The sequence below is a fragment of the Arthrobacter sp. GAS37 genome (assembly GCF_044908325.1).
Classification (GTDB): Bacteria; Actinomycetota; Actinomycetes; order Actinomycetales; family Micrococcaceae; genus Arthrobacter; species Arthrobacter ramosus.
This window is the reverse complement of the sequence record NZ_JBIYDB010000065.1, coordinates 1-14,758: the sequence shown is the minus strand read 5'-3', so window position 1 is coordinate 14,758 and position 14,758 is coordinate 1. Positions and strand designations below refer to the sequence as shown.

Here is a 14,758-nt window from a genome sequence, read left to right as displayed (position 1 = left end):
TACGACCGCGCCATCGAAGTCGCCCACGAACGCGGCGTCCGCATCCCCATGGAAGAAACCCGCTAACCAGACCCGACAACCCCAACTAGCTCGCAGTTGTTGTCGTTATGGGACCCCAAAACGACATCAACTGCGAGCTAGTTGGGAAGAACGAGGAAAAATGACAACCATTACCCACGAACCGCTGACCGTCACCCTCGGCTCCAGCGGAGTCACGCCGGAGGACGTCGTCGCCGTCGCACGCTACGACGCCAAGGTGACCATCTCCCAGGAAGCCCTGGACACGGTTGCCAAGGTCCGCGCCCACATCGACGGCCTCGCCCACAGCGAAGTTCCGGCGTACGGCGTCTCCACGGGCTTCGGTGCCCTGGCCAACCGCCACATCCCCAACGAACTCCGCACCCAGTTGCAGAAGTCGCTCATCCGCAGCCACGCCGCCGGCATGGGCCCGGCAGTGGAGCGCGAAGTGGTCCGCGGCATCATGTTCCTGCGCGCCAAGACCCTGGCCTCGGGCCGCACGGGCGTCCGCCCCGTGGTCCTGCAGACCATGGTGGACGTCCTCAACGCGGGTATCACCCCCGTAGTCCGTGAATTCGGCTCCCTGGGCTGCTCCGGCGACCTTGCCCCGCTGTCGCACTGCGCACTGGTCCTGATGGGCGAAGGCGAAGCCACCGGGCCCGACGGCGAGCTGTACGGCGCCGCCGGAAAGAAGCCGGTTGGCGAGCTCCTCGCCGCGCACCGCATCGAGCCGGTCGTCCTCGCGGAAAAGGAAGGCCTTGCCCTCGTCAACGGCACCGAGGGCATGCTCGGCATGCTCCTGATGGCCATCGCCGACCTGCACTTGCTGCTCACGACGGCGGACATCACCGCTGCGCTCAGCGTCGAGGCGCTGCTCGGCACGGACCAGGTGTTCCTGCCGGAGCTGCATGCGGCCCTGCGTCCCCACCCGGGCCAGGCCGCAAGCGCGGACAACATGCTGCGCGTGCTTTCCAACTCGCCGATCGTTGCTTCGCACCGCGTCAATGACACCAAGGTCCAGGACGCATACTCGCTCCGCTGCGCACCCCAGGTTGCGGGCGCGGTCCGCGATACCGTGACGCACGCTGAACTCGTGGCCTCCCGCGAGTTGGCTGCGGCCATCGACAACCCCGTAGTGCTCCCGGACGGCCGCGTGTCCTCCAACGGCAACTTCCATGGTGCCCCGGTGGCCTACGTGCTGGACTTCCTGGCCATCGCCGTGGCGGACCTGTCCTCCATCGCAGAGCGCCGCACGGACCGCATGCTGGACCCGGCCCGCTCACACGGACTCCCGGCCTTCCTTGCCGACGATCCGGGCGTGGACTCGGGCCTCATGATCGCCCAGTACACCCAGGCCGGACTTGTCTCGGACAACAAGCGACTGGCCGTCCCGGCGTCGGTTGACTCCATCCCGAGCTCCGCCATGCAGGAAGACCACGTCTCCATGGGTTGGCACGCTGCCCGCAAGCTACGCAAGGCCATCGAGAACCTGCGCCGCGTCCTGGCTGTGGAACTCGTCACGAGCGCCCGTGCCCTCGACATCCGCACCAAACTGTCCGGCGGCGAACTCACTCCGGGGCCAGCTGGCACCGCCGTGATCGAGGTGCTGCGCGGCGTCGTCGACGGCCCCGGAACTGACCGTTTCCTCTCACCTGAGCTGGAAGCCGCGGACCGTCTTGTAGGCGCTGGCGACGTGCGAGCGGCCGCCGAATCCGCCGTCGGAATTCTCGCCTGACGCCGAACAAAATACTGTTCGAGTGAACAATAGGAAGCGCCCCGGAAATGTTTGGCAATACGCGCCCCGGGGCGCTTTCTGTGTAGTAGAACTTATGGGGTACGGCATGTCCACGCCGATGATGTCGTGGGCCTGCCGGGGAAAATCCGTTTACAACTGAAAACAACGAACATCCACAAAGGGGTAGAAGTTCAATGAAGGCACGCGGGACAGTCCTGTCCAGGCGAATCGCACAGTCCGCCGTCGTTTCCAACTGGGGAACGTTGAAGGTGGGGGAGCGGATCGAAGTCGTAAGGCACGCACATGTGGTCGCGGCGGGGGAGGTGCAGGAAGTCTCGGGCAGCGGCAACGTTGTGTGGCTTGAACCCGCAGGGCCTGGCGCCGACGAAGCCGCCAAACAGCTTTTCATGAAGTCCGACGGCGTGGAGCTGCGCCGGGTGTAGTGACCGTATAAAAACCGGGGCTTGTTTCCCATTCCGCGCCTTCTTGGCGTGGTCCGGAAAACAAGCCCCGGTTTTGTTGTCCGTACCTGTTCCTAGGCTTCCTAGGCGGCGAGGACTTCGCGGGTCTGGCCGAACGGGACCGACTCGTCCAAGGCAACCGTGTAGCTTCCAGGCTCCCGGCGGGTCACCAGGATCCCGCAGCGGCCGTTGTCGGCAGCGGCTTCGATGAGCGTGCTGACAGCTTCGTCAAGTCCTGCATGGACTTCGTCGACGGACGCAAAGGACAAATGGATTTCGTTGCGTTCTATTGTTGCGGTGTTCATTGGGGGGCTCCTTCTGCAGGGTGCCGCAGGGGGGAGCGGCAATTCCTGCATAAAAAGATAGCAAAGTGTCATGGGATGTCCGGCATTTTGGGAGCTGGATCACCGGCGGACCATGGCGCGCAGCAGCTTCACGGCCACGGAGAGTGCCGCGATGTCTACCGGGCCGGGCTTGATGGCTTCCTTGATGGTGTCCTGGATGCGGGCGAGTTGTTCGATGTTTCCGCGTTCCCAATCCTCGATCCTCGCTACGGGGTCGGCGACTGCCTCGGAGGAGCGGGGAGTGTGCCGGACCACGGCCTTGGTCATGTCGGCAAGGACCAGGTACATGTCGTCACGGAGGGCTGCCCGGGCCAAGGCCTCCCAGTGGGTGTCCCGCGGCAACAGCGTGATGTGTTCCAACAGGGGGATAGCCGAGATCCGTTCGAACACGGCGAAGTAGACCTCCGCCACGTCCTCAACGGGCTCCTGCAATTCCTCGGCAATCGCGGAAATGTCCAAAAGGCCGTAGCTGACGAGGAGTTCGGAGGCTCGAAGGCCCAGTTCGTGTGGCAGGCCCACCGAATCCGAATGGGCGAGGCGCGTCAACGAGTGTTGCAGGTTGATCCCGTGCAGGAGGCGCGTGAAATTTGCCCGCATCAGCGACATGGGCCGTTCGAGCCGCGCGAAGGCGTCCGCAATGGGCTTGTCCCGGAAATCGTGGGTGACGTACCAACGGGTGGACCGGTCGAGGAGGCGGCGCATGTCCAGTGCCACGGCGCATCCGTGCTCGCGCGGGATGCTTGCCGGCACCCGGGCGATGGCTTCAGTGACCGAATCGAAATCCCAGATTCGGCGCATGACCACGAATCCACGCGCCACCGCGGCCGCCGAAACCGTGGTTTCCTCCATGGCGCGGAATGCAAACGCTATGCCGCCGAGGTTGATCATGTCGTTGGCCACCACTGTGGCGACGATTTGGCGGCGTAAGGGATGCGTGGAGAGGTCATCGCCGAACCGTTCCGAAAGTTGGCGGGGGAAATACTCGCGCAGTGTTTGCGAGAACCACGGATCGTCCGCGAGCCCGCCCTCCGTCAGTTCCCGGGCGAGCTCGATCTTGGCATAAGCCGCCAGCACAGCCAGCTCGGGCGAGGTCAGTCCGACTCCGGTCCCCACGCGGGCGTGGATTTCCTCCGTAGTCGGGAGGCATTCGAGCTGCCGGTCCAGGTCCGTGGCTGATTCGAGCCAGTCCATGGTCCGTTCGAAGCTCGGGCTCCACTCAAGGACCAGCTGTTTGTCATTGAGGAGGAGGACGTTTTGGTCCACGTTGGTTTTCAGCACGAGCCGCCCTACCTCGTCCTGGAGTGAGTGCAGGAATTTCGTTCTTTCATCCGGGGACATCTTGCCCGCGGCGATCATCCGGTCCAGGAAGATCTTGATGTTTACCTCGTGGTCCGAGCAGTCCACGCCGGCGGAATTGTCGATGGCATCGGTGTTCACGAGGATTCCGGCCAGAGCAGCCTCGATCCTGCCGCGTTGGGTGATGCCGAGATTGCCGCCCTCAGCGATGATCCGGGTACGCACTTGGGCGGCGTCCACCCTGATGGCATCGTTTGACTTGTCTCCGACCTCGGCATGCGTCTCGCTGGAGGCCTTGACGTAGGTGCCGATTCCGCCGTTGTAGAGCAGGTCGACGGGGGCCATGAGGACGGCCCTGAGCAGCTCAGGCGGGCTCATCGCCGTCGTGCCCTCATCCAATCCCAAGGCGAGGCGGACCGGTTCGGTGATGCTGATTGACTTCTCGGTCCGGGAGAACACCCCTCCGCCCGGACTGAGCTTCGCGGGGTTGTAGTCGGCCCAGGACGAGCGGGATAGCTTGAAGAGCCGTTTCCGCTCGGCGAAGGAAGTGGCTGGGTCCGGGGTGGGATCGAGGAAGATGTGCCGGTGATCGAAGGCTGCCACCAGCTTGATGTGGTTCGAGAGCAGCATGCCGTTGCCGAACACGTCGCCGCTCATGTCGCCGACGCCCACCACGGTGAAATCCTCGGCCCGGGAGTCGATGAGCAGTTCGGTGAAATGGTGCCGCACGGACTCCCAGGCGCCTCGGGCCGTGATGCCCATCTGCTTGTGGTCATAACCCACCGAACCGCCGGACGCGAACGCATCGCCGAGCCAGAATCCGTACTCTGCGGCCAGGGAGTTGGCGATGTCGGAGAACGTGGCTGTGCCCTTGTCCGCGGCGACCACGAGGTAGTAGTCGTCGCCGTCGTGCCTCACCACGCGGGCCCGCGGAACGACGCGCTGCGGCGGGACAACGCGCTGCGGCGGAACGACGCGGCCGTGCGAACCGCCGTCGGGTTCGGCAACCAGGTTGTCCGTGATGTCCAGTAGTCCGCGAACGAAGATCCGGTAGCTTTCCTGGCCCTCGGCCAGCCAGGCCGCGCGGTCTTCGGCGGGGTCCGGGAGCTGTTTGGGGTAGAAACCTCCCTTGGCTCCGGTGGAAACGATGACGGCGTTTTTCACCGTTTGGGCTTTCACGAGTCCCAGGACTTCCGTGCGGAAGTCCTCGCGACGGTCGGACCAGCGCAAGCCTCCGCGGGCAATCGGGCCGAAACGCAAGTGGACGCCTTCCACCCTCGGCGAGTAGACCCAGATTTCGAACTGTGGCCGGGGTGCCGGTGCGGCGGCGATGGAGGAGGGATTGAGCTTGAAACTCAAATACGGCTTGTTGAGGTAGAAGTTGGTGCGGAGGGTTGCCTCCACAAGGCTCGCCAGAGAACGCAACAGGCGGTCGGCGTCGAGGACGGGTACGGCGTCGATCGCTTCCGCCAGTTCCTTGCGGGCGGCGTTCGTGGCTTGTGTCCGCGAGCTGTACTTGCCGCGGTCCGTTTCGAACAGATCGCTTCCAGCCGGAATCTGCTCAGTCGCCGTCGGCTCAGCAGGCGTCGGCTCGCGCAGTTCAGGATCGAACAGATCGGGTTCGAACCGGTCCGGATCGAACTTCGCCTCGAAAAGTGAAAGCAAAGCGTGGGTTGCACGAACATTCTCACGGAGGGTATCCGCGATGAACCCGTAGGAATTGGTGCTCCCCAACTGCCGAAGGTACTTCGCATACGCGCGCAGGATGGCTGTCCGCCGCCAGTCGATCCCCTCCCGGATGACCAGGGCATCGAAGGCGTCGGACTCCGCATCTCCCCGCATCGCGGCACAGAACGAAGCGGCCAGCAGATCGCCGGTTCCCACGGGATCAACTCCGCGCGGATACACGAGGCCGAGGTCGTAAAGGAAGTAGGACCGCCCGTCGGCACGCTGCACATCGAACGGCCGCTGGTCCAGCACGCGCAAGCCCAGGTTGTGGAAGAGCGGCAAAATCTGGCTCAGGCTCTGCGGGCGGGTCAAATAGAGCCGAATCCGCGCATCCTCAGCGAGGACGGCAGTTCCCGGGCGCTTGTAGACGGTGAGCAGCGGGTCCGCGGCGTCGCCGTCTGTCAGGTCCCCGTCCCGGGGCGCGAAGCTCTCGAACCGGACGATGTCCTGAACCGCGTCTTCCACCTCGTAGTCTGCTTTGTAGCTGGCTGGAAAGGCGGTGGCCCATTGCCGGGACAGCAGGGCGGCCTCGTCCGCGGGGAACCTCGCCCGCAGGGCTTCGTCCAGGCCTTCGGCCCAGGACCTTGTGGCGGCGATGATCCGCTGCTCAAGTACCGCAGGGTCGACGACGACAGGCGCCCCCTCGCGTGGCAACAGAACCCGGAAGAACACGCGGGCCATGGCGGATTCGCCCAGGCGGAGCTCGAATTCGATGGCGTCGGAGACGAAGGCCTCGCGAAGTTCGCGTTCAATGTTGAGCCGGACGGCCGTGCTGTAGCGTTGCCGCGGCAGGAAGACCAGGGCTGTCATGAAGCGGTTGTGCGAGTCCGGGCGCAGGAACAACCGTGTGCTGTGCCGTTCTTGGAGGCGCAGGATGTCCCGCGCGTGCTCCGCCAACTGCCGTGCGTCGATGTGGAAGAGTTCGTCGCGTGGATAGGCCTCCACCACCGCCAGGAGTTCCTTGCCTCGGTGTGATGCGGGCGGGTATCCGAACGTGCGCAGCACCTCGTCCACGGTGTCCCGGATGACGGGAATCTGGAGTGCCGAGCGGGACGCCGAGCTGGGAGCGAAAAGGCCAACGAAGGTGCGCTCCCAGATTCCGTCAGCCCCGCCGAGGCTGATTTCGTCGAGGTAGGCGCGCCGGAGGACCGTCGAGCGGAGCGTCGATTTGGTGAGTGTCAGGAGGGGCGCCGCGGACGACTCGCCTTCGGACGCGGTGACCGCCACATTCCTGAGCAGGCCGAGACCCTTCCGGCCGCGGTAGCCGAGGAAGACGAAATTCCCGTCGTCCAGCCAGCGCAGCAACTCCTGGACCTCCCGCGCCGCGGGGGCGGCTTGCGCGAGCCCGTCCAAGCCCCTGACCTCGTTGGCAAGTTCCTGATGGATGGCAGCCGCGTCTTCTGCGGCGGCCCGGACATCGCCAAGGACGGTCTGCAGCCGTTCAACGAGGTGTTCGGCACTCGTTTCGTCTGGAAGCCGGGAGATCTCGACGGCGATCCAAGCCTCCGTGAGCGGCCCGCCGTCGTCGTGGTCCATAGGGGTGACCGAGGCGGAAGGTTCGACGCCGGACGGCAGTCCCGTCCGCAGGGGACCGCGGCGGACGTCGATCAGGCGATGGGTGGCTGGATCCCGGGTGACTGTAAAAATGGGGTGGACCAGGAGCCGGATGGAGGCGTTGTCCCTGGCGATTTCCGCGGTGACCGACGGGACCAGGTAGGGCATGTCCTCGGTGACAATAGCTACGAGGCTGGCGTCGGCCTCGTTCAGGACGCCGATCACTGCTTGCCCGGGAGCCCGCCGTTCCGCCAATGAGCGGTGGTACCGCGCACGCTCCAGGAGTGCATCGGTGGTGTAGTCGCGGACATCATCATCGGCCACGTGCTCGTAGTAGTCGGTGAGGAATCGGTCCGGGGCGCCGGGGGCAGTGCCTCCCAAGGCGTGGTCCGCGGGCTCGATTCTGGGTGACATGTCGCTGCGCCTCCGCCGCGCAAGGAGCGGCCGTGCTGTAGCGGTCGGCGAAGTCCTGCGCCTGATTTCATGATGGCTGGCGCGGGGCAGGCAGTAAAGGCTTGGGGAGCCCACCCTTACACGACTTGGTCAAGCGGAACGAGCTGAATTTGCCTCACTAGCCTGTGCGCCGTTGGAAGATCACTTTCGCTCTCGGCCGGTCTCGACAGGCTGTGCCTGGGGTCGTCTACGCGCGGGATGCGCGAGGATTATTCCATGACACTGGTTCATCTCAGCGGACAACTCGTGTGCCGCGACGCTGACGAGGTCGCCGTCGTCGCCCTCCACCTTGCCCGCCACGTCGCCTTGACGCGCGCCGAGGCCGGCTGTATCTCATTTCACGTGACCGCCACCGACGACCCGATGGTGTGGCAGGTTGACGAGAGGTTCAGCGATGAGGCGGCCTTCAGGGCCCACCAAGACCGCGTCGCTAGAAGCGAATGGGGTCGCGCCAGCGCCGGAATAGAGCGTCGATACTCCGTAACAGGGCTCTAGAACAGAGCATCAACCCCTGCGATTCTTTGGTCCAGGATCAATCATCGACTGGCTGCCACGCGGCAGCCAGTCGATGACCGGTGTGTTCGTGAGGAGACAGCCGCGGCTTCGCTTTCTCCGGAGGTGTCCGTGCCGTGACTAGCCCTTGACGGCGTCCAGTTTGAGCATCTTGGCGATGACGCCGTCGAGTTCGGAGTCGTCGAAGATCTTCTTCCAGTCGTCCTTGATGATGGTGTCCTTGCCGTACTGGATGGCGATTTCGCAGGCCTCGGAGAACGGGTTGGAGCCGCGCAGGGCGTTGGTCAGGGCGATCTGCACGTGGCCGAAAAGCATGGCCTTGGCTGCTTCTTCCGGGACGCCGGCGGTGTGCACGGTCTCGTGCAGGGCTTCGTTGAGGAGTGTGCCGATCATGCAGGCCACGGTTTCCACGAGGGTGGGTTCGAGGATGGCGAGCTGCTTCACCGTGACCCAGTGGACGTTGATCACGGGGGCGTAGATGGTGCGGATGGTTGCTTCGGCTACATCGCGGGTTGCTGCGGGGGCGTCCTCGTCGATGGCTGCGACGACGTTCTGGGGGGCGCCCTGGCCGCCGAAGGTGTCGGCCCATTCTTCCTTGGTGGTGCGCTCGAGGAACACGGACGGGTGGCAGGGGTGGGCGACCGCCTGGATGACGTCGTCGCGCTTGGCCAGCAGTCCGGCGTAGGCCGCGGCCGGGTCCAGGGTGAGCAGGATCGAGCCGGGCTTCATCTGCGGGACGACGCCTTCGGAGACGATGCCGAGGACGGTGTCCGGCACGGCGAGGATCACGACGTCGGCGCCCTTGACGGCGTCGTCGGTGGCGGTGATTTCGCGGCCTTCGGCGCGGACGCGGTCCTGGCCGGCGGGGGAGTTCTCGCTGTAGGTCACCGTGTGGTTGGACTTCTGGAGGTTGGCGGAAACGCGCATCCCCATCTTGCCACCGGCTCCGACAACGGCGACGGTCAATTGTTCTGCTGACATTTCACTTGCTCCTTAGGAATTCGAGGCTTTGTTGGGTCCACTGGTTTTCGAGGCGGATGGTTTCCGCCTCTGAGTCCTGCCAGGGCAGCCAGTGTTCGACGATCTGGTTGATGTTTCTTTGCGCGGGCTGGATCTTTCCGGCCATGTAGTCGTAGTCCAGGAGGCCCTCGCCGAGCGGTGCGCCGGAGTACGTGAACCCGACCCACCCCTCTTTGCGGCTGAACGCAAAGTCTTTGATGTGCATGTTCAGGACATAGGGCGCGACGGCGTCAATCACCTCGCGAGGCATCTCCAGCGCCGCGACGGTATTGGCAGGGTCGCTGCAGATCCCCAGGTACGGGCTGTCCACCCGGCGGATCACCTCCAGGCTCCGTGCGGTGGGCACCTGTTCGTAGGTTTCGACGGCGATCCGCACGCCTGCCGCTTGGAAGGCCGGAAGGATCCCGGTGAAGATCGCCGTGGCTTCGTCGGCGTCGGGGGTGTGGCCGGGGACGTTGAACATGGTCCGCAGCAGCTTGGCTTTGAGGGCCACAGCGATGTGCAGGAACTTGTGCAGGTGCTCCGGCCGGATGCCCTTCGTGCCGAGTTCCAGTGTGATCCCGAGGGAGTCCGCGGTGGCGCGGACGGCGGCGAGTTCGTCGTCGGACATGTGCTCCAGGGGAGCGTAGTCGCAGATCTGGAACAGCTCCACGCCCAGTCCCGCCGTGCGCCGCAGTGCTTCGTGGATGCTCAACGGTGCCGAGACGGCGTCCGAGAGCTGCCAGAAGAACGCGTAGCTGCTCAGGCCGATGGTTGAGCTCATGCTGCTGCCCCGTTTGCGGCCCTCGCCTGTGCGGATGCGGCGAGACGGGCTGCAGCCTCGTCGAGGATGGTCTTGAGCGCTTGTGGGTCGTGCGCGAAGCGGCCCAGGAACAGGCCGGCGACGGACATGTCCAGCTGGGTGATCAGTCCTGGGCCGGCGCCCCCGCCGTAAATGACCCGGCTCTCGGACTGTCCGGGCAGGCTCCGGAGGTGTTCGTCCAAACCCCGGACCACGGCGCTGATGTATTCGGGCGTCGCGGGTTCCGGTGCGCCGATGGCCCACTGTGGTTCGTAGGCCACGATCGTCCGCTTGGCGAGATCGAGGCTGGATGCACGATGAAGGACCGCGTCTAGCTCCCGGGCGCAGTAGGCGACCGCTTCGGCGGCCGTACCTTGCACGGGTTCGCCGACGCAGAGCACCGGAGTGAGCCCGTTGCGGTAGGCTGCCGCGGTCTTGAGCCCGACCACGTCATCGTCCTCGCCGAAGATCCTGCGGCGTTCGGCGTGGCCAACCTCTACGTAGGAACCGCCGAGTTCGGTGATCATGGGACCGCCAACCTCACCGGTGTACGCGCCTTCGTCTTCCCAGAAGATGTCCTGGGTTCCCGTCCGCGCCCCGGAGGGGGCAAGGACGCTTCCGGCCTCGCTGAGGACAGGGAAGGCAGGGAGGGCGAAGAGCTCGATGCTGCCGTCTTGGACGGCGGGGTGGGCTGCGGCGATATCGGCCACGGCGCGGCACCATTCGAGCGTGCGTTCGTAGCCGAAGTACATTTTCAGGCTGACGCCGACGACCGCCTTCTCATTCGTCCCGCCACCGGCGGGTTTAGCAGGAAGTGACACCCTCGTAGTCCTTAATGAGTGTGACCTTCTCGGCGGAGGCAGAGGACTCGTCGAAGGTGTACGTGAGCCACTCCTTGGCAAGGCGGCGGGCCAGCTCCAGGCCGACGACGCGCTGGCCGAAGGTGAGGACCTGGGCGTTGTTGCTCAGGACGGCCCGTTCCACGGAGAAGGAGTCGTGTGCGGTGACTGCGCGGATGCCGGGGACCTTGTTGGCAGCGATGGCCACCCCCAGCCCCGTGCCGCAGACCAGCAGGGCACGGTCGGCCTTGCCCTCGGCGATCAGTTCGGCCGCAGCGATGGCCACGGACGGGTACGGGGTGTGGCTGACGGCGTCCACTCCGACGTCGGTCACGGATTCGACCAGTTCACTGGCCTCAAGGTCGGCCTTGAGGGCTTCCTTGTACTCGAATCCTGCATCGTCCGATCCGATGACCAGTCGCAGTTTGGTGCTCATGTGTTCTCCTTAATGCTGTTTTCGACGGTGTTCTCCACTGTGTTTTTTCCTAGAGGAAGGTCTCGTGGATTGCCTGGACGATCAGCGCCATCGAGACGGCTCCGGCGTCCGGGGTGCCCAGGCTCTTCTCGGCATGCGGGCGGGCGCGGCCCATTAGCGGCAGCAGGTTCGCGGTGTCCTTGGCTGCCTGTTGGGCTGCCACGACGGCGGTGTCCCACGCGTCCGTCAGGGACCGACCGTCCTGCACGCCGGCTTCGAGGGCGTCGCGGAACGGGACCAGGACATCCACCAAGGTCTTGTCGCCCACCTTGGCCTTGCCGAAGTTCATGATGGCCGCGGCGGCGTCTGCCACGCCGGTGGCGACAGCGCCGCCGTCGGGCGCGTTGGCGTCGCCCAAAGCGTCACCGACGGCCCGCAGCGCCATGCCCCACAGCGCACCGGAGGTTCCGCCGGCCTTGTCGGCCCAGGCATCCCCGGCGAAATGCAAGGTGGTGGCCGCACCGGCACCGCGTTCGACGGCCTCTGCCGCGGCTTCCACGGCGGCGCGGACCCCGCGTTCCATGCCGATGCCGTGGTCGCCATCGCCGGCGATCGCATCGATCCGACCGAGTTCGTCAGCGTTGGCGCCTACGACGTCTTTGGCGGCGCCAAGTGCGGCGAGGACGCGGACGGCGGCCGCGCGGGACTCGGCCGTGGCGGCAGGGATGGAAAGTTCGACGTCGGCCAGCTTGCCGTCGTCGAACGCCAGCGCCTGGGCTGTAATCGCGCCGCGACGGAAGGCCGGGGCGTCGGCCGGCGCGAGCCAGAGATGTTCGAGTTCTTCGTCCAGCCAGAAGAGGGTCAGGGAGGTGCCTGCCATGTCGAAGCTGGTCACGAGCTCGCCCACCTGGGGGTCCACGGCCTCAAGCCCTGCTTCTGCGAGGAGTTGCGCCACGCGGCGGTACACCACGAACAGTTCCTCGTATTTCACGCTGCCCAAGCCATTGAGGATCGGGACGACGCGGGAACGGCTGATCTCGACGCCTTCGGGAACCTCGGCGAGGAGCTTGGTGACCATCAGCTCAGCGAGCTCGTCCGCCGTCGGGATGTCCGTTTCGCCGATGCCCGGTTCGCCGTGGATTCCCATGCCGACGGCCATCCGGCCCTCGGGGACGGTGAAGAGTGGCTGTTCAGCACCGGGCAGGGTGCATCCGGTGAACGCGACGCCGAAGGAGCGGGTGCGGTGGTTGGCGCGTTCGGCGATCTGCACGACGTCGTCAAGGGTGTAACCCGCTTCGGACGCGGCAGCGGCCACCTTGAAGACGGTCAGGTCCCCGGCAATGCCGCGGCGCTTGTGCCGTTCGGCCAGCGGGGCAGAGGAGATGTCGTCAGTGACGGCGATGCTGCGGCAGTCGATTCCCTCCTTGCGGAGCTTCACCTGGGCCTGGGTGAAATGCAGGACATCGCCGGCGTAGTTGCCGTAGCCCAGAAGCACGCCGCCGCCGTTGTCCGCAGCCTTGGCCACGTTGTAGACCTGCTGCGCGGACGGCGAGGCGAAGAGATTGCCCATCGCTGCGCCGTGCGCCATGCCCTGGCCGACGAGACCCCCGAAAGCCGGGTAGTGGCCCGAACCGCCCCCGATCACCAGAGCTACCGTGCCGGGAGTGCTCCGGGTGCTGCGGGCAACGCCGCCGGAGACGCGCCGTACCCAGCGGCCGTGCGAAGCGACGAAACCTTCGATCATTTCGTCAGCGAAGGCTGCGGGTTCATTGAACAAGCGGGTCATGCGGAACTCCTGGACCAAATAGCGAGGATTGGGGTGGTGCCGGATGGCGGGACTGGGGGCGTGATGCCTGGCGACCCAACTAACTGACAGTTGTTGTCGTTCTGAGCCCCCAAAACGACAACAACTGCGAGCTAGTTGGGCAGGCCGGGGTTAGGGCTCTGCGTGGTGGCCGGCGCCTGCGGGATCCAGCGCCTCGGCGGGGATGCCGTCGCTCGCCTTGCCCCGGCGGCTGAGGACAACCATCACGATCGAGGACAGCAGCATGAAGCCACCCACCACGAACATGGGCACCACGTAGCCTCCGGTCCAGTCCTTGAGCCAACCCGTGATGTAGCCAGCGCTGAAGCCTGCCAGGTTGCCGACCGCGTTGATCAGCGCGATGCCGGCTGCGGCCGCTGCCCCGGTGAGGAACTGCGTGGGCACCGTCCAGAAGTTCGGCAAGGCCGCGAAAATGGACATGGCGGTGATGGTGATGACGGCGATCGTGGCCGCCGGGGATCCTGCGAACAGTGCCAACGGGATACTGACGGCGCCGGTCAGTGCGGGAAGCGCGATGTGCCACGTCTTGACGCCGCGCTTGGTGGCGTCCCTGGACCAGAAGTACAAGACGACGGCGGCAGGCAAGTACGGGATGGCGGTGATGAGGCCTTGCTGGAAGACATCGAATTTCGTGCCGAACTGGGACTCGAATCCCTTGATGATGGTCGGCAGGAAGAAGCCGAGGGCGTAGAGGCCGTAAATGAAGCCGAAATAGATCAGGGAGAGCATCCAAACGCGGCCGTTGCCGAACACTGTCCGGACGCTGACGTGCTTGTTGCTGGCCGCCGTCGTTTCCTTTTCCTTTGCGAGAGCACCGGTCAGCCAGGTTTTTTCCTCGGACGTCAGCCACTTGGCCTTGGCGGGGGAGTCGGCCAGATAGAACCAGGAGATGACACCGATGGCGATCGCCGGGATGGCGACACCGAAGAACATGAACCGCCAGCCTTCAAGGCCGAAGAACACGCCGTGCTGCTGGATCAACGCGCCGGCCAGCGGAGCGCCGATCACCGTGGTCAACGGCTGTGCCAAGTAGAAGAGGGCCAGGATCTTGCTGCGGTGCTTTGCGGGAACCCAGAGGCTCAGGAAGAGAATGGCGCCAGGGAAGAATCCGGCCTCGGCCACACCCAGGATGAAACGCAGGATGTAGAGCTGGTCCACGTTGCCCACCCAGGTGAACGCGAGGGACACAATGCCCCAGCTGACCATAATGCGGGCCAACCAGCGGCGTGCGCCGAACTTGTGCAAAGCAAGGTTGCTAGGGATCTCCAGCAGGATGTAGCCGATGAAGAAGACTCCGGACGCGAAGCCGAACTGCGCTGCGGAGAGCGCCAGGTCCTTGTTCATGCCGTTGGGGCCGGCGAACGAGATGGCCGTCCGGTCCAGGTAATTGATGAAGAACATCAAGGCGACGAACGGCACCAGCCGGATCGCGACCTTCTTGATGGCCGATCTTTCGACCACCGATTGTGTGGTGTCCACATTGACTCCTAGAGGTTGCCGGAGCGCGTTGTCCTTCTGCGGACCAGACGGCTCGGGTTTTCTTAGTGCCGATCCGTGGACTTCGATGCCTCAGGACCGAGCTAAGCGTGTGATAAAAACCATAAGCCCCCGAGCGCAAATTGGTCAACCGGTTGACTGATCGTAATTTTCGGACGCCGGGCTCGCATGGCGGCTGGACCGTGGGTGCGGGCCGGGGGGGGGGGGGGGGGGCCCCCCCCCCCCCCCCCCCCCCCGCAAAGCTGGGGCCGCGCGGGGGGGGCAAAATGGGTTACGGAG

General features: G+C 65.2%; 11 protein-coding genes. 3 read left to right on the top strand and 8 right to left on the bottom strand.

Annotated features, from left to right (window positions below; genetic code table 11):
* Positions 1–160 precede the first annotated feature (160 nt).
* Both hutH and ABH924_RS24140 read left to right on the top strand, forming a co-directional pair.
* Positions 161–1,753, top strand: coding sequence for a histidine ammonia-lyase (gene hutH, locus ABH924_RS24145; protein ID WP_404502974.1), 1,593 nt, complete (start codon positions 161–163; stop codon positions 1,751–1,753).
* A 194-nt stretch (positions 1,754–1,947) separates the two neighbouring features.
* The gene (locus ABH924_RS24140) at positions 1,948–2,196 is read left to right on the top strand and encodes a hypothetical protein (protein WP_059388455.1); all 249 of its coding nucleotides are present in this window, start codon (positions 1,948–1,950) and stop codon (positions 2,194–2,196) included.
* Between the two features lie 101 nt (positions 2,197–2,297).
* On the opposite strand, the gene ABH924_RS24135 is transcribed toward ABH924_RS24140, so the two are convergent.
* Both ABH924_RS24135 and ABH924_RS24130 read right to left on the bottom strand, forming a co-directional pair.
* Entirely contained in the window at positions 2,298–2,519 is a 222-nt protein-coding gene (locus ABH924_RS24135; RefSeq protein ID WP_234752813.1) for a hypothetical protein, read from the bottom strand.
* 99 nt (positions 2,520–2,618) lie between these two features.
* Complete coding sequence (locus ABH924_RS24130) at positions 2,619–7,550, bottom strand: NAD-glutamate dehydrogenase (protein ID WP_404502972.1); 4,932 nt, start codon at positions 7,548–7,550, stop codon at positions 2,619–2,621.
* A 255-nt stretch (positions 7,551–7,805) separates the two neighbouring features.
* Here ABH924_RS24130 and ABH924_RS24125 point away from each other — a divergent pair, with 255 nt between their 5' ends.
* Positions 7,806–8,084: a putative quinol monooxygenase gene (locus ABH924_RS24125; protein ID WP_404502970.1), complete on the top strand. Its 279-nt coding sequence runs from the start codon at positions 7,806–7,808 to the stop codon at positions 8,082–8,084.
* Positions 8,085–8,222: 138 nt separating this feature from the next.
* Here the strand turns inward: ABH924_RS24125 and ABH924_RS24120 are convergent, their stop codons facing one another.
* The 6 genes from ABH924_RS24120 to ABH924_RS24095 all read right to left on the bottom strand — a co-directional run bounded on the left by ABH924_RS24120 (position 8,223) and on the right by ABH924_RS24095 (position 14,461).
* Positions 8,223–9,083, bottom strand: a complete 861-nt coding sequence (locus ABH924_RS24120) for a phosphogluconate dehydrogenase C-terminal domain-containing protein (RefSeq protein WP_404502968.1) — start codon at positions 9,081–9,083, stop codon at positions 8,223–8,225.
* Between the two features lies 1 nt (position 9,084).
* On the bottom strand, positions 9,085–9,885 hold the full coding sequence (locus tag ABH924_RS24115; RefSeq protein WP_404502966.1) for a sugar phosphate isomerase/epimerase family protein: 801 nt from the start codon (positions 9,883–9,885) through the stop codon (positions 9,085–9,087).
* The gene (locus ABH924_RS24110) at positions 9,882–10,724 is read right to left on the bottom strand and encodes a triose-phosphate isomerase family protein (protein ID WP_404502964.1); all 843 of its coding nucleotides are present in this window, start codon (positions 10,722–10,724) and stop codon (positions 9,882–9,884) included. The genes ABH924_RS24115 and ABH924_RS24110 overlap by 4 nt, the downstream gene beginning before the upstream one ends.
* Positions 10,708–11,178 carry a ribose-5-phosphate isomerase gene (locus ABH924_RS24105; protein WP_404502962.1) on the bottom strand — a complete coding sequence of 157 codons (471 nt, stop codon included), beginning with the start codon at positions 11,176–11,178 and terminating at the stop codon, positions 10,708–10,710. Before ABH924_RS24105 ends, ABH924_RS24110 begins: the two co-directional genes overlap by 17 nt.
* 49 nt (positions 11,179–11,227) lie before the next feature.
* Entirely contained in the window at positions 11,228–12,943 is a 1,716-nt protein-coding gene (locus ABH924_RS24100) for a dihydroxyacetone kinase family protein (RefSeq protein WP_404502960.1), read from the bottom strand.
* Between the two features lie 150 nt (positions 12,944–13,093).
* Positions 13,094–14,461 (bottom strand): MFS transporter, encoded by a 1,368-nt coding sequence (locus ABH924_RS24095; RefSeq protein ID WP_404502958.1) that lies wholly within the window; start codon positions 14,459–14,461, stop codon positions 13,094–13,096.
* Positions 14,462–14,758 lie beyond the last annotated feature (297 nt).